The organism is Deinococcus aestuarii (assembly GCF_018863415.1).
Taxonomy (GTDB): domain Bacteria; phylum Deinococcota; class Deinococci; order Deinococcales; family Deinococcaceae; genus Deinococcus; species Deinococcus aestuarii.
The window spans coordinates 82217-100152 of sequence record NZ_JAHKSN010000003.1; the positions used below are offsets into that span (position 1 = coordinate 82217).

Consider the following 17936-nt stretch of genomic DNA (forward strand, 5'->3'; position numbering starts at 1 on the left):
GGCCTCCTAACCGGGGAGCCGGAAGCGTTCGAGGCTTCCGTCCAGTTGACCGGCGAGGCTCTGAAGTTCCTCGGCGGCCTGGCGGCCGCGCTGCACGGACACGCTCGACCGCTCGGCGATCTGGGCGATCTCGCCGACCGCCTGCCCCACCTGCTCGACCCCGCGCACCTGCTCGGTCGTGGCCGCGCGGATGCTCTCGGCGAGCTGGGCCGACTGCCGGGCGAGGGCGCCGAGTTCCTGGAGCCGTTCACCGGCGGTCGTGGCGACCCGGTAGCCCGACTCCACCTCGCGGGTGCCGTCCTCCACCGAGGCGACCACCTCCTGAATCTCGCCCTGCACCGTCTTGATCAGGGTGGCGATGCGCCCCGTCGCCTGGGCGCTGTTCTCGGCGAGCTTGCGCACCTCGTCGGCGACGATGGCAAAGCGGCTTCCGGCCTCGCCCGCGCCCGCCGCCTCGATGGCCGCGTTGAGCGCGAGCAGGTTCGTCTGCGAGGAGAGGCGGGTGATGGTGTCCACGATCTCCTGAATCTCCAGCGAGCGGTCGCCGAGGGCTTTCACGCGCTTGGAGATGTCCTGCACCTCGCGCCGGACGTTTTGCATCCCGCCCAGGGTGTCCTTCACGGCGTCCTGGCCCTGCACCGAGACGCTGAGCGCCTGCCCCGCGGCGGTCGCGCTCGCGGCGGCGGTCTCGGCCATCCGGCGGATCGCGGCCGTCACCTCCTGCACCTGAGCGCGCACCCGCTGGGCCTCGCCCAGGGTCGCCTCGGTGCCCTGCACGATCTCGCCGGTGGTGCCCAGCATCGCCTGCGCGCCGCCGCTCACCGAACTCGAGGCGGCCTGGACGCTGCGCAGCACCGCGCTCAGCTCGTCGGCCATCAGGTTGATCGAGTCCACCACGTTGCCGAGCACGTCCTCGGTGACGCGCCCGCGCCGGGTGAGGTCGCCGTCGGCGATGTCCATCGTCACGTCGAGGAACTCGCCGATATTTTGCTGCAACCGCTGGGCCTCCTCGCGCTCGCGCCGGGTTTTGACCTCGTTCTCGTGAAGCTGGGCGGCGGTGCGGTTGAAGGTGCTCGCCATGAAGCCCAGCTCGTCGCGGCTGCGCACGGGCACCCGCACGTCGAGGTCGCCCCCCCCGAGCGCCTGGCTGGCGCGGGTCAGCGTGCCCAGCGGCCCCACGATGCTGCGGGCGAGCGCGATCAACAGGCCGAAGGCGGCGAGCAGCGCCGCGCCCACGCCGAGCAGGGACAGCAGGCGGTCGCGCTGCTCCTGGGCCAGACGCTCGGACAGCAGGCGCTGCAACCCGGCGGTGCCTGCCACCTGCACGGCCCGGACGCCCTCTTCCGACTGCTCCTCGAGCGCCTTGAGGTTCAGGGCCCGGAGGTCCCCCTGGGCCACCGCCCCCTCCATGTCGGCGACGAGCCGGCCCGCCGTCTGCACGAAGCGCGTGCTCGCGGCCCCGAAACTGCCTTGCAGGTCCGGGTCGGCGCGCACCGCGCGGGTGGCCGCGTCCTCGAAGGAGGCCAGCGCCTGCCGGGCGAGCACGGTCTCACGCTGCAAGACGCCCAGGGCCCGCGAGGGGTCGGCGGCCTCGCCGTTGAGGTAGGCGACGCGGAAGCTGCGCCTGAGCTGCGCGAGGAAGCCCAGCGTGCTGTTCTGGAGGTGGTAGACCGGGAGCGTGGAGTCGAGGGAGAGCTTCGAGCTGTCGAGCAGGTCCTGCGCGAGCCGGGTCTGGACGTTCAGGAGCCCGTCGAGCTCCTCCAGCAGTGCCCCCGGGGAGCGGGCCGCCCCCCCCGCCTGGTAGGCCGTCCAGTCGCGCTTCAGTTCCGCCAGCCGGGCCCGGGCGGCGTCGGGGACCTGGGTTTCGAGCCGTTGCAGGCGCCGGTCGACGCGCGCCGCGAGCTGCAGGGTGTCCGGCTCGCCCTCCAGCAGGTGGTCGGTGTAGTTGCCGAGGTCACCTTGCAGGTCCTGAAGGGGCGCGAAGAGGGGCAGGGCGTTCACCTCGCCCCGGGTGACGCTGATGACCCGCTGCTGGTCGGCGAGCACGAGCGAGATGAGCACGCTGAGCGGAAGACCGAAGGCGAGGGCGGTCAGGGCGAGCTTCTGGCCGACGCGCAGGTTGGCGAGGGGGCCGCCGGGCGCGCGCAGGCCACGGGACCGGGCTGGGGAGGAGAGGCGGGCCGTCTGGAACTGGAGTTGCATGGTTGGGGGCTCCTCGGGGGGCGGGAAGGCTGGGGGAGTGGGCGAGGGGAGCGCGGCAAGCTTCAGTCCGTGCCCTCCGGGGTGAACTCCAGCTCCCCGAGTTCGCGCACGCCGCCCGAGTCCATCAGGATGCTGGTGACGGCCAGCCCGATCAGCAGGAAAGAAATCACGCCGATGATCAGCGCGAGCAGGCCGGTGTCGGCCCCCGAGGCGGCGCTGCCGAGCGCGCCGGCGTTCACCACGCGGTGCTGCCAGGCCGCCATGCCGGTGTAGTGCATACTGACAATCGCCAGCCCCATGACCAGACCGGCGCCGATCTTGAGGCCCGTCATCACCGCCCGGGAGCGGCCCTCGGCCCACTCGCTGGACACCAGCTTGAAGAGGAACAGCGCGGCGGCGCTCGCCCCCACGGCGATCAGGACGGACGCCAGGAAGGGGCCCCAGTTCACGCTCACGGCCGTGCCCGGAACGCGGAAGGCGTACATCCCCAGGTAGTGCATGACGACGATGCCGGTGCCCGCGACGCCGCCCGCCGCGAGGAGCCGCCGGGCCGTCAGGGGACCGCCGTGCAGGATCGTCAGGGCCGGGTAGAGCAGGGCCACCGCCGCCAGCCCCGAGACCACCGTCAGCGGCAGGTTGTAGCTCACGGCGGCCGGGACCTGAAAGGCCAGCATGCCGACGAAATGCATCGCCCAGATGCCGTAGCCGATGATGAGCGCCTGCGCGACCAGCCAGAAGCGGTTGCCCGCCTCGGTGGGGCGGCGGCCCGCGCGGGCGGCGAGTTCCAGCGAGACGTAGGAGGCCAGGGTGGCGATGGCGTAGGACAGGGCGACGTACGTGGTGTTCCACTGGTGCGTCAGGGCGTGGTGGGCGTGATCCATGACTCTTCTCCTTTCAGGGCTCTTTGACCTTGACCCGGCGTCAGGCGCTCGCCTGGACACCGAGCTGCGCCCGCACGGTCTGCGCGAGGGCCGCCAGGTCGAGGTGGTGCACCGGTCCCAGGTCGCCCGCGGTGTCCTCGGCGAGCAGGTCCTGGGGGGCGGGGGCGGGGACCGTCCGGCTCTCGAAGCCGAGGACGCCCGCCACGGGGAAGGCGAGGGGTTGCCCGGCCGTCTCCACGAGCAGGGCCAGCTCGGCGGTCGGCTCGGGCTCGCCGACCAGAGCGGCGAGGTTGACGAGCGGCACCGGGCGGCCCTGCACCGCGCAGACCCCCAGCAGCACCCGGCGGCCCAGGGGCAACGCGGCGACCCGCCCCGGGGCGAACGCCTCGCGGCTCTGGTCGGCGGGCACGGCGAACACGCGCCCGCCGAGGCAAAAGAGCAGGACCCGGCGCCCCCGCACGCGAGTCAGCCCACCACGCGGCGCACGGAGGCGAGAATCTGGGCGGGCGTGTACGGCTTGGTCACGTACTCGCTGGCCCCCTGGCGCAGGCCCCAGCGCACGTCGGTGTCGTTGCCCTTGCTCGAGACCAGCACGACCTTGACCCCCTGGGTCAGGGCGTTTTTCCGCAGCGCCCGCAGCACCTCGTAACCGTTTTGCCCGGGCATGACCACGTCGAGCAGCACCAGATCGGGCCGCTCGGCCGCCACCCGGCCCTCGACCTGGGCCGGATCGCTCACGGTGATGACCTGATGGTCGGCCGAGCGCAGGATGCTCTCCATCAAGGCGAGGTCGGCGGTCGAGTCGTCTGCAACGAGAATACGGGCCATACGGGGGTCCTCCTGGGGGCGCTGGGCGTTGGGGAAGGGCAGGGGGCGAACACTCGGCCGCGGGGCGGGAGCGGCCAGAACGTGGCGGGCACCGGCCACCCGGAGCCGGCGGGTGGCTCCCGGCAAGAGCGCCTCCTCCCGGGGCAGGAAGCCTCCGGGGGGCTCACCGGGGCACGTGGCCGCGTCACTGACACCCTGGGCAAGAAGCTAGGCCCCGGGGCCTCACAGCTTCATCACAGGCTGGCCGATTCGCTTTACGTTAAAGAGAGACGCGGTGCGGCGGGGCCCGGGCCATGCTGAGAGGGCCCTCCATCCGGCTTTGAGGATTGGCCGCGCCTTCCCTTGAGAAACCGCCGCGCCGGGGAGGCGGCGGGTAAAATGGAGGGGTCATGACGCGCCCCCTGCGCCTGCTGCTGATCGACGACAGTCTGGTGGATCGCCAGCTCGCCGAGGAGGTCTTCGCCGAGTACGCCGGGCTGTGCACCGTCCGCACCTGCGCGAGCGGGACCGCCGCCCTCGAAATGCTGGACAGTGGGCAGGCCACCTTGCCCGACGTGATCTTGCTCGACATCAACATGCCCGGCATGAACGGGTTCGAGGTGCTGGCCGCCCTCAAGGGGCACCCGCGCCTCGCCCAGATCCCGGTGGTCATGCTCAGCACGTCGGGCCACGACTCGGACGTCGCCCGGGCGTACACCCTCCACGCGAGCTCATACCTCGTGAAGTCGGTGAGCTTCGGGGACTTCGTGAGCCAGATCGAGAGCTTTCTGGAATTCTGGCGAACCTCCCGGCTCACCACCTGGCCGGAGATGATCGCTCGCTGAAGGCCGGAATGGGACCTCCCGGGCTACGCTGAGGGGTATGGTCTTCAAGCGCGACAGCGCCGACCCGCGCCCCGAGTCGGCGCCGTCGGTGCGGCGGGTGCTCGTGATTGAGGATTCCGCCCCGGACGCCCTGCTGCTCGAACTCGCCTTCGAGGAGCTGGCGCCCGGCGTGCAGGTCCACCTCGCGCACGACGGGGAAGAAGCGCTGCACGCCCTCGCCACGCTGCCCGAGCCCGACCTCGTGTTGCTCGACCTGCACCTGCCGGGACGGGATGGGCTCGAACTCCTGGCCCTGCTGCGCGCCCGGCTGGGAGACGCGGCCCGGGTGGTGTGCTGGAGCAGCCGCGCCCAGCCCCGCGAGGTCGAGGCCACCTCCGCCCACGGCGCTGCCTACGTGGAAAAGCCCATCGGGCACGACGACCTGCTCGTCCTCGTCGGGGGCTGGCTGCGCCCCTGACCCGGCGCCGGTGAGGCCACCCGGCCGGGGCCACCACCGCGCTCAGGACAAGGGTGCCGACGGCCCACCCACGGGAAGGGGTTCGTCCGCCGCTCCCGTTGGCCCCCGGGCCTGTGGCGACGGGGATCAGGCCCGCTCAACTCCTGCCCCGCGTGACCGGGGGCGCGGCCTTTTACCCGGGCTGAGGCGCCGGGAAGTCCTCCTCCCAGAACTCCAGTTCCCCGCGCACGCCGCCCTCCACCCCCTGCCGCGCGTGGGCGGTCAGCTCCACCCGGCGAATCTTGCCGCTAATGGTCTTGGGAAGCGGCGCGAACTCCAGGCGGCGAATCCGCAGGTGGGGCGAGAGGCCCTCCCGCGCGAAGGCGAGCAGCTCGCGCGCCACCTCCGCCGAGGGCTCGACCCCGGGGGCGAGGACCACGTAGGCCTTGGGCACGCACAGCCGCTCGGGGTGGGGGCTGGGCACCACGCCCGCCTCCGCGACGAGGGGGTGGGTGACGAGGAAGGACTCCAGCTCGAAGGGCGAGACCCGGTAGTCCGCGCTCTTGAACACGTCGTCCGAGCGGCCCACGGAGAAGAGATAACCGTCCTCGTCCCGCCGCACGATGTCCCCGGTGGGGTAGGTCGCGCCGCCCAGCACGGCCGCCGTGCGCTCCGGGTCGCCGTCGTAGCCCACCATCAACCCCAGGGGCCGCGCGGCCCCCAGGCGCAGGTTCAGCTCGCCCTCGTCCGCCTCGCGGCCGTGCTCGTCGAGCAGCACGACCTCGTAGCCGGGGAGGGGGCGGCCCATGCTGCCGGGCCTGACGGGCACGCCGGGCGGGTTGCCGACCTGCGCGGTCGTCTCGGTCTGCCCGTACCCGTCGCGGATGGTCACCCCCCAGGCCGCCCGCACCCGGGTGATCACCTCCGGGTTGAGGGGCTCGCCCGCGCCCACCGCCTCGCGCAGCCGCACCGGATAGGCCGCGAGGTCCTGCTGGATCAGCATCCGCCACACCGTCGGCGGGGCACAGAGGGTGGTGACGCTCTGGCGGACGAGCTTGCCCAGCGTGGCCGCCGCGTCGAAGCGGGCGTTGTCGAGGTACACGGCCGCCCCCACCGTGAGGGGCACGAAGAAGCTGCTCCAGGCGTGCTTGGCCCAGCCGGGCGAGGAGATATTCCAGTGGCGGTCACCCTCCCGCAGCCCGAGGTAGTAGCCGGTCGAGAGGTGCCCCGCCGGGTAGCTGGCGTGGGTGTGGACCACCAGCTTCGGGCGGCTGGTGGTGCCGGAGGTGAAGTACAGCAGCACCGGGTCGCTCGCCCGCGTCACCCCGTCGGGCGTGAACCCGGCGGGCGCCCGGTCGGCCCCGGCGAGGGAATGCCAGCCCGGTCCCGCGCTCGCGTCCACGCTCACCCGCAGCAGGTCACCCGGCAGCCCGGCGAACTTCTCCACGTTCGCGCCGTCGGTCACGACCGCCCGGACCCGGCCGCGCTCCACCCGGTCCTCCACATCGGCCGCAGTCAGGAGCGTCGCGGCGGGCAGGATGGGGGCGCCGAGCCCCATGCAGGCGATCAGGACCACCCACAGCTCGGGCACGTTGCCGAGCATCACGAGCACCCGGTCGCCGCGCCCCACCCCCAGGGCCCGCAGGTGGTTCGCCACGCCGCCCGCGCGGGCGCCCAGGTCCGCGTAGGACAGCTCCCCCCCGTCCCAGAACAGCGCAGGCGCCTCCCCCAGCCGGGCCGCCAGCGGCGCGAACACGTCGAGCGCCCAGTTGAAGGTCGTGAGTTCCGGCCAGTGGAAAGCGGCGTGCGCGGCCTGGGGATCGGACGCGTGGTCGAGCAGCACCTGCCGGGCGGCCTGGAAGGCGCGGGCGCCGGGGCTGTCCGCGCCGTGCCGGGCTTCGGGATCGGTCATGTCACCCTCCTCGGGGGTGGGAGCCTTCAGGGACGGGCGGACGGTGGAACCTCCCCGTCACCTTAACCGACCCGGGGCGCAGGCGGGCGGGGGGGGACTCCCCCCAATTCGTCAAGGTCTCACCCGCCGCACAACCACGTCATTCCGGCCACGGGCCGCGCTGGGCGGCGACCCGGCCTCCCGCGACCCACCCGGTCAGAAACGCCGAAAAACGTAAAGATGAAGAGAATCCCTCTTGTTACAGTGACGTTCGCATGCAGACTTCCCCCCCCCGTGGCCCGAGCGCGGACCAGATTGACCTCCGGCAGGTGTTCGGCACGCTGCGGCGCTCTGCCCCACTGCTGCTGCTGGCTCCGGCGCTCGTCGCCGGGGGCACCTACGCCCTGACCAAACGCCAGCCGCCGACCTACGAGTCGAGCGCGAGCGTGATCGCCGTGGACAACGACGCGCAAAATTCCCTGATCAACAACACCCTGGTGACGGCGCCGCCGCTGCCCCAGGGCGCGGTCGAGCAGGTGATGCGCAGCCGCAGCCTCCTGAACGACGTGGTGGGGCGGCTGGAGCAGACGGACCTCGGCCCCGCGCTGGTGGGCACCATCCGCCGGGACCTGACGAACGAACTCGCCGAGCGCGACTTCACCCGCTTCAAGGTCCGGGCCCGCCTCGATCCCCAGCAGCGCGGGGTGTACGAACTGCGCGCGCAGGCGGAGACGCCCGAGGCCGCCCGGCTCCTAGCCGAGGCCGGGGTGCGCTCGCTGATCGCCTGGGACAACGACCGCGCCAAGCAGGGGGTGATCCGCTCCCGGCAGAGCCTTCAGGAGCAGCTCCGCAGCCTGACGGTGCGGATCAACGCGACTCCGCCGGGCAACCTGGAGCGCCAGAGCCTCGTGGCGGCGCGCGGGCAGCTCCTGCAAAACCTCTCGCAGGTCGCGGTGCTGGAGACGGCGGCGAGCGGCACGCTGGTGCTCGTGTCCGAGCCGGTCGCCCCCCTCACGCCGGTCTCTCCCCGGCCCCTGCGCAACGCGGCCCTGGCGGGACTGCTCGCCCTCTTCCTGACGGCGGCGGGAGCGCTCCTCAGTGACAGCCTGCGCCGCCGGGTGGACGGCCCGGCGGACCTGCTCCCGCTGGGGCTGCCGCTGCTCGGGCAGTTGCCGCTGCTGCGCCGCCGCAGCCTGGGGGAGGGCTTCATCCAGGCCAGCCGCAGCGGGCCGCTCTACGAGAGCGTGGGCTTCTTGCGGATCAACGTGCTGTCGCTGCTCCCCGAGGGGGGCCAGCGGCGGCTGGTGATTTCGAGCACCTACCCCGGCGAGGGCAAGAGTTCGGTCACGGCGGCCCTGGCCGAGAGCCTGGGGGCGAGCGGGATGCGGGTCCTCGTGATCGACGCCGACCTGCGCCGCCCCACCCAGCTCAAGGTCTGGTCCCCCGAGCGCCTCGCCACCCACCCCCTGCCGGGCACCCGGCCGGGCCTGCCCCCCGCCACGACGGTACCCGACATGTTCCTGCACCCGGAAGCCGCCCACGTCACCCGGGTCTCGCCGGGCGTGGACCTGCTTCCCGCAGGCACGTCCCAGCGCGCCGGGGGCGTGACCGGTCTCCTGAGTCAGCCCGCCTTCCGCACCCACCTCGACCGCTGGTCGCAGGGGTACGACTACGTGCTGATCGACACGCCGCCGATGCTGTCCCTGCCCGACACGCTGGCGGTCGCCCCCTACACCGACGGCATCCTCCTCGTCGTGGAGGGCGGCAAGACCCGGCTGGCCGACGTGGAGCGCACCCTGCAAAATGCCCGGGTGGCGAAGGTCAAGGTGCTGGGCCTCGTGTTGAACAAGGTCGCGCGCGCGAGCAGCACCTACTCCAGCTACGGCTACGGGGCCGACCACACCGATCCGCCCGTGCGCTCCTCCCGCAGCCCCGTGACCCAGATGTGAGGGAGGGGGGGGGCGGGCCCCCTCTCCTCCAACCCCAGCCTCAGGTGGAGCTGGCGGCGCGCGAGCAGCCCCGGCTCCATTGCCTTTCCCGCCGCCTCCCCTGCCGGGGCTGAGGCCGGAGGGGAGGTCCCGCGCGGTCGCTGCTCCGCGGTGAATGCTGACCGGACGGGTCCTCCCCTCTCCGGGCAGCGATGCTCAGTCGCCCGGCTGGGCCAGGGGCTGGCCCACGGCCACTCCCGGGGCCTGCGGGGCACGCCTCAGGAAGAGGGCCAACCCCACCGCCAGCGCGGCGATGGCGGCCGAGACCGTGAAGGCGAGGTGGAGCCCGGCCACCTGCGCGGGGACCTGAGCCGCGCCCTGGGTGGTCAGGCTGGCGGCGCGGCCCGCCATCAGGGTGACGAGCAGGGCCGTACCCGCCGCGCCCGCCACCTGTTGCAGGGTGCTGAGGATGGCGCTGCCGTGCGAGTACAGGTGCGGCGGCAGCGGGCCCAGGGCACTCGTGAACACGGGGGTGAAGAGCAGCGCCAGCCCCACGCTGAGGGTGAGGTGCAGCGCCAGCAGCGCCCAGACGGGCGTGCCCGTGTCGATCCGGCCCAGGCCGACGAGCACCAGCGTCATCAGGACCGTGCCGGGCAGGGCGAGCGGGCGCGGCCCAACGCGGTCGTACAGCCGCCCGATGCCCGGGGCGAGCAGGCCCATCAGCAGGCCGCCGGGCAGCAGCAGCAGGCCGGTTTGCAGCGTGTCCAGGCCGCGCAGGTTCTGGAGGTACAGCGGCAGCAGGACCCCGCCGCCGAACAGCGCCATCATGGCGATCACCATCAGCCCCACACCCAGCGTGAAGACCGGGAACCGGAAGGCCCGCAGGTCGAGGAGCGGCGTCCCCCGGCGCCCCAGCACGACCTGTCGCCACAGGAAGGCGGCCAGCGAGACGCTCCCCACCAGCAGCGGCACACTCACGGCGGAATTGCCCAGCCCGCCGGGCGTCTCCCCGAAGCGGCTCAGGGCGTAGACGAGGCCGCCGAAGCCCAGCGCGGACAGGGGCACCGAGATCACGTCGAGGGTCAGCCGTTGCGGGGTGCCCACGTTCCTCAACGTGCGGGCCCCGTAGCCCAGTGCGGCGAGCGCGATGGGCAGCACGAAGAGGAACAGAAAGCGCCAGGGCAGCACCTGGAGGATCAGCCCCGAGATCGTCGGCCCGACGGCGGGCGCCACCGAGATCACGATGCTGATCTGGCCCATCACCGCCCCGCGTCCTGGCCCGGGCACCAGGGTCAGCACGGTGGTGATCAGCAGGGGCAGCATGATCGCCGTGCCGCCCGCCTGCACGATCCGCGCCAGCAGCAGCGGCACGAAGCCCGGCGAGAGGGCCGCGAGCAGGGTGCCCACGCAAAACAGCGTCATGGCCGTGAGGAACACGGTGCGGGTCTGGAGCCGCTGGAGCAGGAAGCCGGTCACGGGGATCACGACCGCCATCGTCAGCATGAACGCGGTCGAGAGCCACTGCGCCGTGCCCGCCGTGATCCGCAGGTCGGCCATCAGGCGCGGCAGGGCCACGTTCATGATCGTCTCGTTGAGGATGACCACGAAGCTGGCGATCAACAGGATCAGGATGACGGCGCGGTCACGCGGGGCGAGCGGTTCGGCGGGGGCACTCACGGGCGGACCTCCTGGGTCGGGGAAGCGCGATGGCGACGAGGGGCCCGGGTTCCGGCGCGGCCGGGACCGTCCTCTCCCCCCGTCACGGCGACCCCATTCGGGTCATGCTCGTCCGGTAGCCGCCGCCGGGCCACGTCCAGCCGCCCGTCACGGTCTGGCCGTCCCCGCTGAACGTCCCCCGGTAGAAGCTGGGAGAGTCCCGCTGCCCGGCCCAGATCGTCAGCGTGTCGCCCGTCAGGTCATAAACGTAGTCGAGCGTCTGCCCGTCCGTGAAGGAGTAGACCCGGGTGTGGATGTCCGCGCTCCGCCTCCCGCCGAAGGGGTGGAGGTGCCCGATGACCTCGGTCCCCCGGATGGGCCGGTCGCCGTGGATCAGGTCGAAGTGCTGGACCAGGAAGAAGCCGCCCTCCATCCACTCGTACCTGACCTGCCCGGTGGCCTCACCGGAGACCTGCCAGGTGCCCACCAGCCGCTCCAGAGTGCTGAGGTCGGGATTCGGCGTTTCCAGGTTGGTCATGCTCTGTCCTCTCTCGCGGGCGTCTCGGGGTGGAGACAGATTGACGTTTACGGCGGCGAGTCGGTGAACGCCATCCCCCGGTCGGCCAGCGCCGCCCGCAAGGTCCCCAGCGCCCTCGGCCCCAGGCCGTGGAGCCGTGCCACCTCGGCCCCGCTGTGCCGGGCGAGGTCCGCCAGCGTGGTGATTCCGGCACGGGCGAGGGCCCGCCCGGCGGGGGCGCCGAGCCGGGGAAGGTCGCCCGCTTCCCTGCCGTCGTCCGTCAAGTCGAGAGACGCCTGAAGACGGGTCATGAGGTCTCCTGCAAGACGCTGTGAGGAGGTCCGTGCGTGTGGTTCAGCATCCACTGGAAGCCGGAGCGGTCGGTCAGGTGCCCGAAGGTCGAGCCCCAGAAGGACGGGCCGAAGGGATGGGTGACGGTGCCGCCCTCCGAGAGCTTCTGGAAGGCCGTCTCGATCTCCTCCCGGCTGCCGCATTCCAGCATCAGCGAGACGGCCCCGTTCGGGCGCACGTCCGTCCCCATGTCCGAGCCCATCAGCGTGAGGTCGCCCCGCGTGAGGACCCATTGCAGCACCCTCTCCTGCATCCCGGCGGGCAGGTCGGCGGCCACCGGGGACTCGCCCACGGTCTGCACCTCCAGCGTGCCGCCCAGACGCCGCTGGTAGAACGTCATCGCCTCCTGGCCGTTGTCGGTGAAGCCGAGATACGCCTGAAGCTGTGCCATAGGTCCTCCGGTGGTGGGCCGAGTGGGCTTACTTCGCCGCGGGCGCGTACTGGAGCAGCACGGCCCCGGAGGAGAACGCGCGGGACTCCAGCAGGGTCAGGCCCACCGCAGTCCCCCCGAACAGCCGCTGGCCCGCGCCCAGGGTCAGCGGGTACACGATCAGGTTGAGCTGGTCCACCAGCCCCCGTTCCAGCAGGAAGCGGCCCAGCATGCCGCTGCCGTACATCAGGAGGTCGCCGCCGAGCCGCGCCTTGAGCGCCGCGACCTCCCCGGCCACGTCGGCGCCCAGCACCGTGGAGTTCTGCCAGTCGGCCCGCGTCAGGGTGGCCGAGGCGACGTACTTGGGCAGGGCGTTCATGCGGGCGCCGCCGCTCTCCTCGTCGGTGCGGGAGGGCCAGGCCCGCGCGAAGCCCTCGTAGGTCACGCGGCCCAGCAGCAGGGCCTGCGCGCCCGCCATCTCGGTTTCCTTGAAGGCGGCGATCTCGTCGTTCCAGTAGGCCGCCGTCCAGCTCGGCTCCTCCATCACGCCGTCGAGCGACAGGAATTCGGACATCACGAGTCTGCCCATGTCAGGTCCTCCCCACCCGGTAGGTCAGGTGTGTGGCGTGCGCGGATTCCACGGCCCGCACGCGGTCCAGCCGCACGGGCCGGTCCAGGGGTCCGAACAGCCGCAGGCCGCCGCCCAGCAGCACGGGCGCGAGGTGGAGGTGCAGCTCGTCGAGCAATCCGGCGTTCAGGAACTGCCGGGCCGTGTCCGCGCCGCCCGCCACGCACACGTCGCGCTCTCCGGCGGCCTCGCGGGCCCGGGCCAGGGCGCTTCCGATGCCGTCCGTGACGAAGATGAAGCGGGCGCCGCCGCGCTCCACCGCCGGGCGGGCGCGGTGGGTCAGGATGAAGTGCGGCACCCGGTACTCGGTGTCGAAGCCGTCGGGGGCGGTGCCGAAGGCCGTGTGGCCCAGAATCATCGCCCCTATGCCTTCCCGCAGTTCCCGCTTGATGCCCTCGGCCGCGCCCTGTTCGGCGAAGTACCAGTCGTGCAGGCCGCCGTCCTCGCCGCTTGGCCCGGCGATAAAGCCGTCGAGCGACAGGGCGAGGTCGAGAAAAACCCGGCCCATCAGACCGGCCTCCTGGGGCGGTGGGATTCGCTGCGTGTCATGACGGCCTCCTGGGGAGATAAGGGGGTGGACCGGACGCATAGCCGCGCCCGTCCCGTTCCCCTCCGTAACTTGCCTTCTTATTTAGCTTACAACATAACGATGTGAGATTGCAACATTCTGCTCATTTGGTGGAGACCGTGGAGGGCAGGCACGAGGAGAGACCGCCCTCCACCTCGCTGCCACGAGGACGGCCGCACCACCGCGCACGCTCCCGACCTCGTGCGCGAGCTGCTCGGCCCGAAGCGGTTCACGGACCTCCGCGCCGACCTGCCCGGGACCAGCTCCACCGCGCCGCCGCCGCGGCCGAAGGACCTCGGTGTGGTCGTGCGCGAGCCGCTTTCCCCGCCCGCCGCGACCCGGGTCTACGCCCCGAGCGAGTGGGGCCGCGAGCTGGAGCCGGTCTTGCGGGCGCTGGGGGGCCCGCTCACCGACCAGGCCGCAGGTGCCCATCGCTGGTGACGGCCATAAAGACCATGTTCCACCCGCCCGGGAACGGAGCGGCAGCGTGGCCTTGCAGCTCGGCCGCGAGCGCTTCCGACTACAGATTGTCGGCGGGGGCCACCCCCACCTCGGACGTGCAGACCCTGGGCGGCCTGCTGTTCGGGATGCCGGGGCCGGTGACGCGGCCGGGCACCTGGCCCGTCGTGTCAACCCCGTTGGCTCAAGGCGCGTCCCTGCCGTCCGGAGGGTTCAGCCACCGTGACGAGGCCGGTCAGGGCGATGCAGGCGCGCAGTTGCCCCAGGGTGCTGAACGGCAGGCCGGTGGGGACGGTCTGTGGACAAAAGGCCATCTGGGGGGCGTCTGGGGGGGTGCGGGAAGCTGAGGGAGAACGTGTGTTCCACGCCCGCGCAGAGGGCCGCAGCTTCCCAGGCCGCCGTTCAGCCCTCCTGGCACTGGCGCAGGGAGGTCAGGGTCCCCAGGGTTTCGCCCCGGTAGAGTTCGGCCACCCCGCCGTCTGTCCACCACGTGTACCCGCCCCCCACGTAGCGGACGCCCGAGCCGGAGCGGGCCCGGGTCAGCTCCAGCACCCGGCGGCCGACCACGAGCCGCGCGTGCGGGCCGGTGTAGGTGGCCTGGATGCGGGTGTTCCCGGCGCAGACGTACCGCACGGTGGGCCCACCCCCACCGCCCGCCGACGCGGGGGAGGTGAGGGCGAGCAAGAGGGCGGCGAGGAACTTGCTCATCTTGGACTCCTGACGGGCGAGAGGGGACTCCAACCGTGGGTCCCCCGGCGGTCGGGGCCTCCCGGGCTCACCTCTGCGCCGGAGCGGACGATCACAGGTGACGGCTCACAGCCCCCCCGGGTCGTTCGGCAGGGGCGGCTTGGTAAAGGCGCGGCCCACGTCTACGAGGTCGCCCGTCAGGTCCTCGCCGGCGGGCTTGGGCCCTCCCCCCACCCAGGCGGTCAGGGCGTCGAAGGCCTCGGCCTCCTCCGCCTCGCTGAACTGGCAGTGGCCGGGGCGGCGGATGGCGCGCTGCACCAGCAGGTCGCCCTTCCCGGCGGCCTCCACCCGTCGGCGGTAGTTCGCCTCCACGAAGATCGGCACGAAGGGGTCTCCGGTCGTGTGCAGGGTCAGCAGCGGCACGGTGATGTTCCCCGTCGGAATCCCGTAGATCGCGGGCCTGGGCAGGTCGCGGCTGCCCGGGGCGGCGTTGATTCTCCGGATGCCCCGGTTCAGGGTCGCCTCGTCCAGCCCCAGGCCCGGGTCGATGCGGTACACCGTGCCCACGTTGGTCGCCACCTGCGTCCTCGGGACGAGGTTGGCGACCCCGGTGTACTTGGTGCTGAAGCCCGCCGCGTAATACTTGGCGCCCAGGTCGAAGACGAGGTTCAGGCCCTCCTGGCGAAAGGGCCGCGGGCCGCCCGTCAGGTGCTTTTGCACCGAGTCGAACTGCCGTCCAAGCGCCGTGTAGGTCCCCGGCTCGCCCAGGCGGGGCCGCACGACCTCGCGGTAGGTCGTCGCCAGGAAGCGCGGGTCGAGCACCGGGAGCAGCATGGGGCCGAAGTTCTGCCCGGTGAGGTATTCCCCCACCAGCCGGTACGACAGGAAGTAGTCGAACAGCTCCAGCCCGACCAGCGCCCCGCACTCGGCCACGGCCCCCTGGTAGACGTTCGGGTAGGTTTCGAGCGAGTCGGTGACGATGTTGCCGCCCATCGAGCGGCCGTAGAGCAGGGTGCGGCCAGGGGGGCCGACCTGCCGGGCGAAGAACTGCCGGAGGTCGTTGAGGTCGTCGGCACCCTGGCGCACGGCCCAGCCGTTGACGCTGTAGCTGGAGGCGGCCCAGGCGTAGCCGCGCCGCAGGAGGTGCGCGCGGATAGGCGGGAAGTTCTCCTCCAGCCTCAGGCCGAAGCCCTCGAAGCCGTGGGCGTACATCACCAGCCCGCCGTTCCAGTTCCCGGGCACCTCGATCTGGTAGCCGTAACCGTTTCTCGTTCCGTAGAGGGCGCGGGCCCCGGGGAGGGGCGTGAAGCGGGGGTTGGCGACCCGGTAGGCCCAGGAGCCGGGGTCGTTCAGCAAGACGACGCACCCCGACAGGCCCAGGGACAGGGCACCGAGGAGCACGGAAAGACGCTTGTTCATCGGACCTCCGGGAGAGCGGGCATCTGGAACTCTCCGTCTTTCTCGGGGCGGAGAGAAAAGACCTCATGGGACAGGGGGAAGCGTCTCAGGGCGCGGCCTCGGCCCTCGCCACCCGGTCGAAGATGGTGATGACCTGCTCGAAGGCCTCCGGCCCCACCTGGATCACCCCCGAAAAGGGGCGGTCGAGCGCGAGCACCAGAAACAGGATCAGCGCGATGGTGCCCGACAGCGCCAGCACCATCAGCCCCTGCGACCACACGCTGCGCACCCCGAAAAAGTACGAGAAGGCCACCGTCACCACAGCCCCCACCCACAGCACCCCCCACATCAGCCCCGGCAGGTGGGACCGCCCGCTGAGCAGCCGCAACCGCCGCTCGTCGCCCAGGTCGTTCAGCCGCTCCAGCGCCTGCGTGTACCAGACGTTCTCGTACCCGGTGCGGGGTTGCAGGCCCAGGTACGCCTCCCACAGCCGGTCGTAGGCCCGCTGGGTCTCGGGGCTCGCCTGCCCCCGGCCCAGTGCGGGCCACTCCCGCGTCACCACCGCCTCGGCGTACCCCCGCAGGTCCCCCCGCAGCGTGGCGCGGGTCTCGGCGGGAAAGGCGCGGGCGCCCCGGTAGAGGTCGGCGAGCGCGTTGGCCTCGCGGTCCACCCGCGTGCGGGCCTCGCCCTGCGCCTCCCAGGCGACGATCACCACGAAGGCGAGCAGCACGGCGTACAGCACCCCGACCACCGCGTAGACGAAGCCCGCCACCTCCTTGTGGGCCTCCAGGGTGGAGAGCTGCACCGAGCGGCGCACCCCCACCATCCCACCCAGCGAGACCAGCACGGCGGCGAGCACGAACAGCAGCGCCGAGAGCCACCCCATCAGCGCCTCCCCCGGTCAGGCCCGTCGCGGCGGACCCCGGAGGCGACCGGGAATGGGCTGGTACGGGGTCTCTTCTCCATACATCCTCCTGCTGAGGGGGAGCGGGGCGGGGACGAGGGCCTGTGCTGCCCGGCCCCGCCCCCCGCCGCGAGGCGGTCAGCCGCAGTTGCTGACCACGGGCACGGCGTTGCTGGTGAGCACCCGCGTCACGCCGCTGCCGCTGAAGCCCTGCATCTCCAGCTCCGAGTACCCGATCACGTTCGGCGACACCACGATGCTCTGCTGCCCCAGCGTGCCCGTCCCCACCCTCAGCGGCGCGGTTCCCGCGGGCAGGCCGAAGGTCACCCGGCCCGCGCCGCCCGAGATGCTCGTGCCCGTCACATTGATGCCCTGCCGCTCTCCCGTCGTCACGCCCACCAGGGAGACTTGCACGCGCTCCAGGTCGCCGCCGTACAGGAAGTCGAACTGCATCGGCGTGGGCAGGTTGTCGCAGATCAGCGGGCGGCCCAGGTTGTCCGTGTACCCGCTGGTGAGCACGGGGTCGGTGACGTAGAGGTCGTCGTCCGGCGTCGTTCCCCCGCACGCGGCGAGGGCGCCGAGCAGGGGAAGGGCCAGCAGCGGGCGGGCGAGCCTGGAAGTCAGGGTCATGGGGGTCTCCTCCTACTGGGAGAGGGCGACGCAGTTGTTCGCCACGGTGATCTGGGGTTGGTTGAGGCCGCGCTGCGCGAGGAAGCCCTGGTTGCCCTGGGTCACCCAGGTGTAAAAGCCGTTCGTGTACCGCACCCCCGAGCCCGATTCGGTCTGGTAGAGGGTGTCGGTCTCGCCCTGCCAGAAGAGCTGGGCCGCACTCGGGCCGAGGTAGGCCACGGCGATGCGCTGCCCGCCGTCGCAGGTGTAGTTCACGGTGTTGACGTTGGAAGGCCCCGAGGGGGACGGGCCGAAGCCCGGCACGGGGATGACGGTGGACCCTCCGCCACCGGGGCCGACGGGGATGATGGTGGAGCCTCCACCGCCAGGGCCGACGGGAATGATGGTGGAGGAGCCCCCGTTGTTGGGCTGACACCCCGAGGCGACCGTGAAGCCGTTCTGGTTGAGGAACGCGCCGCCGCCGCCGATGTTCCAGCTCGTGACCGGATCGGAGTAACGCACGACCCCCCCGAACGGCACCGGGCCCTGGTTCCGCCGGACCAGGGTGTAGGTGACGCCGCCGAAGTTGAGCTGGGCCACGAACGGGCTACGGTACGCCACATCGAGGGCCACGCCGCCACCGCACAGGTACGAGATGTCGGTGCCGGGCACAGGCACGCCGGGAATGCCCTGCGCGCGGGCGAGGGTGCCCACCCCCAGCAGGGCGAGGACGGTCAGGACGGCGGGGAGACGGGGGGCGTTCATGCGGACCTCTCTTCCGGCGGAGGGGGCTGGGGCC

Annotated in this window: 20 protein-coding genes; 4 read left to right on the top strand and 16 right to left on the bottom strand. The window is 72.2% G+C overall.

What is annotated here, in order from left to right; genetic code table 11:
• Positions 1–6: 6 nt before the first annotated feature.
• The 4 genes from IC605_RS24465 to IC605_RS06365 form a co-directional block, all read right to left on the bottom strand.
• On the bottom strand, positions 7–2202 hold the full coding sequence (locus tag IC605_RS24465; RefSeq protein WP_246580499.1) for a methyl-accepting chemotaxis protein: 2196 nt from the start codon (positions 2200–2202) through the stop codon (positions 7–9).
• A gap of 62 nt (positions 2203–2264) precedes the next feature.
• Positions 2265–3083, bottom strand: a complete 819-nt coding sequence (locus tag IC605_RS06355; RefSeq protein WP_216320568.1) for an MHYT domain-containing protein — start codon at positions 3081–3083, stop codon at positions 2265–2267.
• A 40-nt stretch (positions 3084–3123) separates the two neighbouring features.
• Positions 3124–3543, bottom strand: coding sequence for a chemotaxis protein CheW (locus IC605_RS06360; protein ID WP_216320571.1), 420 nt, complete (start codon positions 3541–3543; stop codon positions 3124–3126).
• Between the two features lie 5 nt (positions 3544–3548).
• Complete coding sequence (locus IC605_RS06365) at positions 3549–3911, bottom strand: response regulator (protein ID WP_216320575.1); 363 nt, start codon at positions 3909–3911, stop codon at positions 3549–3551.
• A 389-nt stretch (positions 3912–4300) separates the two neighbouring features.
• Here IC605_RS06365 and IC605_RS06370 point away from each other — a divergent pair, with 389 nt between their 5' ends.
• Together IC605_RS06370 and IC605_RS06375 are read left to right on the top strand one after the other, a co-directional pair.
• Entirely contained in the window at positions 4301–4735 is a 435-nt protein-coding gene (locus tag IC605_RS06370) for a response regulator (RefSeq protein WP_216320578.1), read from the top strand.
• A gap of 37 nt (positions 4736–4772) precedes the next feature.
• Complete coding sequence (locus tag IC605_RS06375) at positions 4773–5192, top strand: response regulator (RefSeq protein ID WP_216320581.1); 420 nt, start codon at positions 4773–4775, stop codon at positions 5190–5192.
• Positions 5193–5364: 172 nt separating this feature from the next.
• Here the strand turns inward: IC605_RS06375 and IC605_RS06380 are convergent, their stop codons facing one another.
• Entirely contained in the window at positions 5365–7083 is a 1719-nt protein-coding gene (locus IC605_RS06380; protein WP_216320584.1) for an AMP-binding protein, read from the bottom strand.
• A 254-nt stretch (positions 7084–7337) separates the two neighbouring features.
• Between IC605_RS06380 and IC605_RS06385 the strand changes: the two genes are divergently transcribed.
• Complete coding sequence (locus IC605_RS06385; RefSeq protein WP_216320587.1) at positions 7338–9011, top strand: tyrosine-protein kinase domain-containing protein; 1674 nt, start codon at positions 7338–7340, stop codon at positions 9009–9011.
• A gap of 195 nt (positions 9012–9206) precedes the next feature.
• Here the strand turns inward: IC605_RS06385 and IC605_RS06390 are convergent, their stop codons facing one another.
• The 6 genes from IC605_RS06390 to IC605_RS06415 all read right to left on the bottom strand — a co-directional run bounded on the left by IC605_RS06390 (position 9207) and on the right by IC605_RS06415 (position 13020).
• The gene (locus IC605_RS06390) at positions 9207–10667 is read right to left on the bottom strand and encodes a DHA2 family efflux MFS transporter permease subunit (protein WP_216320590.1); all 1461 of its coding nucleotides are present in this window, start codon (positions 10665–10667) and stop codon (positions 9207–9209) included.
• Positions 10668–10749: 82 nt separating this feature from the next.
• Positions 10750–11184, bottom strand: a complete 435-nt coding sequence (locus tag IC605_RS06395; protein ID WP_216320594.1) for a hypothetical protein — start codon at positions 11182–11184, stop codon at positions 10750–10752.
• Positions 11185–11231: 47 nt separating this feature from the next.
• Positions 11232–11474, bottom strand: coding sequence for a helix-hairpin-helix domain-containing protein (locus IC605_RS06400; protein ID WP_216320597.1), 243 nt, complete (start codon positions 11472–11474; stop codon positions 11232–11234).
• Entirely contained in the window at positions 11471–11905 is a 435-nt protein-coding gene (locus IC605_RS06405) for a VOC family protein (RefSeq protein WP_216320601.1), read from the bottom strand. Before IC605_RS06405 ends, IC605_RS06400 begins: the two co-directional genes overlap by 4 nt.
• Before the next feature lie 28 nt (positions 11906–11933).
• Positions 11934–12473, bottom strand: coding sequence for a dihydrofolate reductase family protein (locus IC605_RS06410; RefSeq protein ID WP_216320604.1), 540 nt, complete (start codon positions 12471–12473; stop codon positions 11934–11936).
• A 1-nt stretch (position 12474) separates the two neighbouring features.
• On the bottom strand, positions 12475–13020 hold the full coding sequence (locus IC605_RS06415) for a dihydrofolate reductase family protein (RefSeq protein WP_216320605.1): 546 nt from the start codon (positions 13018–13020) through the stop codon (positions 12475–12477).
• A gap of 261 nt (positions 13021–13281) precedes the next feature.
• Here IC605_RS06415 and IC605_RS06420 point away from each other — a divergent pair, with 261 nt between their 5' ends.
• Positions 13282–13521: a winged helix-turn-helix transcriptional regulator gene (locus IC605_RS06420; RefSeq protein WP_216320606.1), complete on the top strand. Its 240-nt coding sequence runs from the start codon at positions 13282–13284 to the stop codon at positions 13519–13521.
• 420 nt (positions 13522–13941) lie between these two features.
• On the opposite strand, the gene IC605_RS06425 is transcribed toward IC605_RS06420, so the two are convergent.
• The 5 genes from IC605_RS06425 to IC605_RS06445 all read right to left on the bottom strand — a co-directional run bounded on the left by IC605_RS06425 (position 13942) and on the right by IC605_RS06445 (position 17902).
• A complete protein-coding gene (locus IC605_RS06425) occupies positions 13942–14247 on the bottom strand; it encodes an MliC family protein (RefSeq protein ID WP_216320607.1) in 306 nt (101 codons plus the stop codon).
• A gap of 105 nt (positions 14248–14352) precedes the next feature.
• The gene (locus IC605_RS06430) at positions 14353–15645 is read right to left on the bottom strand and encodes an alpha/beta hydrolase family protein (protein WP_216320608.1); all 1293 of its coding nucleotides are present in this window, start codon (positions 15643–15645) and stop codon (positions 14353–14355) included.
• Between the two features lie 85 nt (positions 15646–15730).
• Positions 15731–16510, bottom strand: coding sequence for a bestrophin-like domain (locus tag IC605_RS06435; RefSeq protein ID WP_216320609.1), 780 nt, complete (start codon positions 16508–16510; stop codon positions 15731–15733).
• 156 nt (positions 16511–16666) lie between these two features.
• Positions 16667–17158: a hypothetical protein gene (locus IC605_RS06440; RefSeq protein WP_216320610.1), complete on the bottom strand. Its 492-nt coding sequence runs from the start codon at positions 17156–17158 to the stop codon at positions 16667–16669.
• A 12-nt stretch (positions 17159–17170) separates the two neighbouring features.
• On the bottom strand, positions 17171–17902 hold the full coding sequence (locus tag IC605_RS06445) for an MliC family protein (protein ID WP_216320611.1): 732 nt from the start codon (positions 17900–17902) through the stop codon (positions 17171–17173).
• Positions 17903–17936: the final 34 nt, after the last annotated feature.

What these genes read in the sequence shown, in the direction of transcription:
- IC605_RS24465 (WP_246580499.1), bottom strand. Translation starts at nt 2,202, where the DNA reads ATGCAACTCCAGTTCCAGACGGCCCGCCTCTCCTCCCCAGCCCGGTCC.
- IC605_RS06355 (WP_216320568.1), bottom strand. Translation starts at nt 3,083, where the DNA reads ATGGATCACGCCCACCACGCCCTGACGCACCAGTGGAACACCACGTAC.
- IC605_RS06365 (WP_216320575.1), bottom strand. Translation starts at nt 3,911, where the DNA reads ATGGCCCGTATTCTCGTTGCAGACGACTCGACCGCCGACCTCGCCTTG.
- IC605_RS06370 (WP_216320578.1), top strand. Translation starts at nt 4,301, where the DNA reads ATGACGCGCCCCCTGCGCCTGCTGCTGATCGACGACAGTCTGGTGGAT.
- IC605_RS06375 (WP_216320581.1), top strand. Translation starts at nt 4,773, where the DNA reads ATGGTCTTCAAGCGCGACAGCGCCGACCCGCGCCCCGAGTCGGCGCCG.
- IC605_RS06380 (WP_216320584.1), bottom strand. Translation starts at nt 7,083, where the DNA reads ATGACCGATCCCGAAGCCCGGCACGGCGCGGACAGCCCCGGCGCCCGC.
- IC605_RS06385 (WP_216320587.1), top strand. Translation starts at nt 7,338, where the DNA reads ATGCAGACTTCCCCCCCCCGTGGCCCGAGCGCGGACCAGATTGACCTC.
- IC605_RS06395 (WP_216320594.1), bottom strand. Translation starts at nt 11,184, where the DNA reads ATGACCAACCTGGAAACGCCGAATCCCGACCTCAGCACTCTGGAGCGG.
- IC605_RS06400 (WP_216320597.1), bottom strand. Translation starts at nt 11,474, where the DNA reads ATGACCCGTCTTCAGGCGTCTCTCGACTTGACGGACGACGGCAGGGAA.
- IC605_RS06405 (WP_216320601.1), bottom strand. Translation starts at nt 11,905, where the DNA reads ATGGCACAGCTTCAGGCGTATCTCGGCTTCACCGACAACGGCCAGGAG.
- IC605_RS06410 (WP_216320604.1), bottom strand. Translation starts at nt 12,473, where the DNA reads ATGGGCAGACTCGTGATGTCCGAATTCCTGTCGCTCGACGGCGTGATG.
- IC605_RS06415 (WP_216320605.1), bottom strand. Translation starts at nt 13,020, where the DNA reads ATGGGCCGGGTTTTTCTCGACCTCGCCCTGTCGCTCGACGGCTTTATC.
- IC605_RS06425 (WP_216320607.1), bottom strand. Translation starts at nt 14,247, where the DNA reads ATGAGCAAGTTCCTCGCCGCCCTCTTGCTCGCCCTCACCTCCCCCGCG.
- IC605_RS06430 (WP_216320608.1), bottom strand. Translation starts at nt 15,645, where the DNA reads ATGAACAAGCGTCTTTCCGTGCTCCTCGGTGCCCTGTCCCTGGGCCTG.
- IC605_RS06435 (WP_216320609.1), bottom strand. Translation starts at nt 16,510, where the DNA reads ATGGGGTGGCTCTCGGCGCTGCTGTTCGTGCTCGCCGCCGTGCTGGTC.
- IC605_RS06440 (WP_216320610.1), bottom strand. Translation starts at nt 17,158, where the DNA reads ATGACCCTGACTTCCAGGCTCGCCCGCCCGCTGCTGGCCCTTCCCCTG.
- IC605_RS06445 (WP_216320611.1), bottom strand. Translation starts at nt 17,902, where the DNA reads ATGAACGCCCCCCGTCTCCCCGCCGTCCTGACCGTCCTCGCCCTGCTG.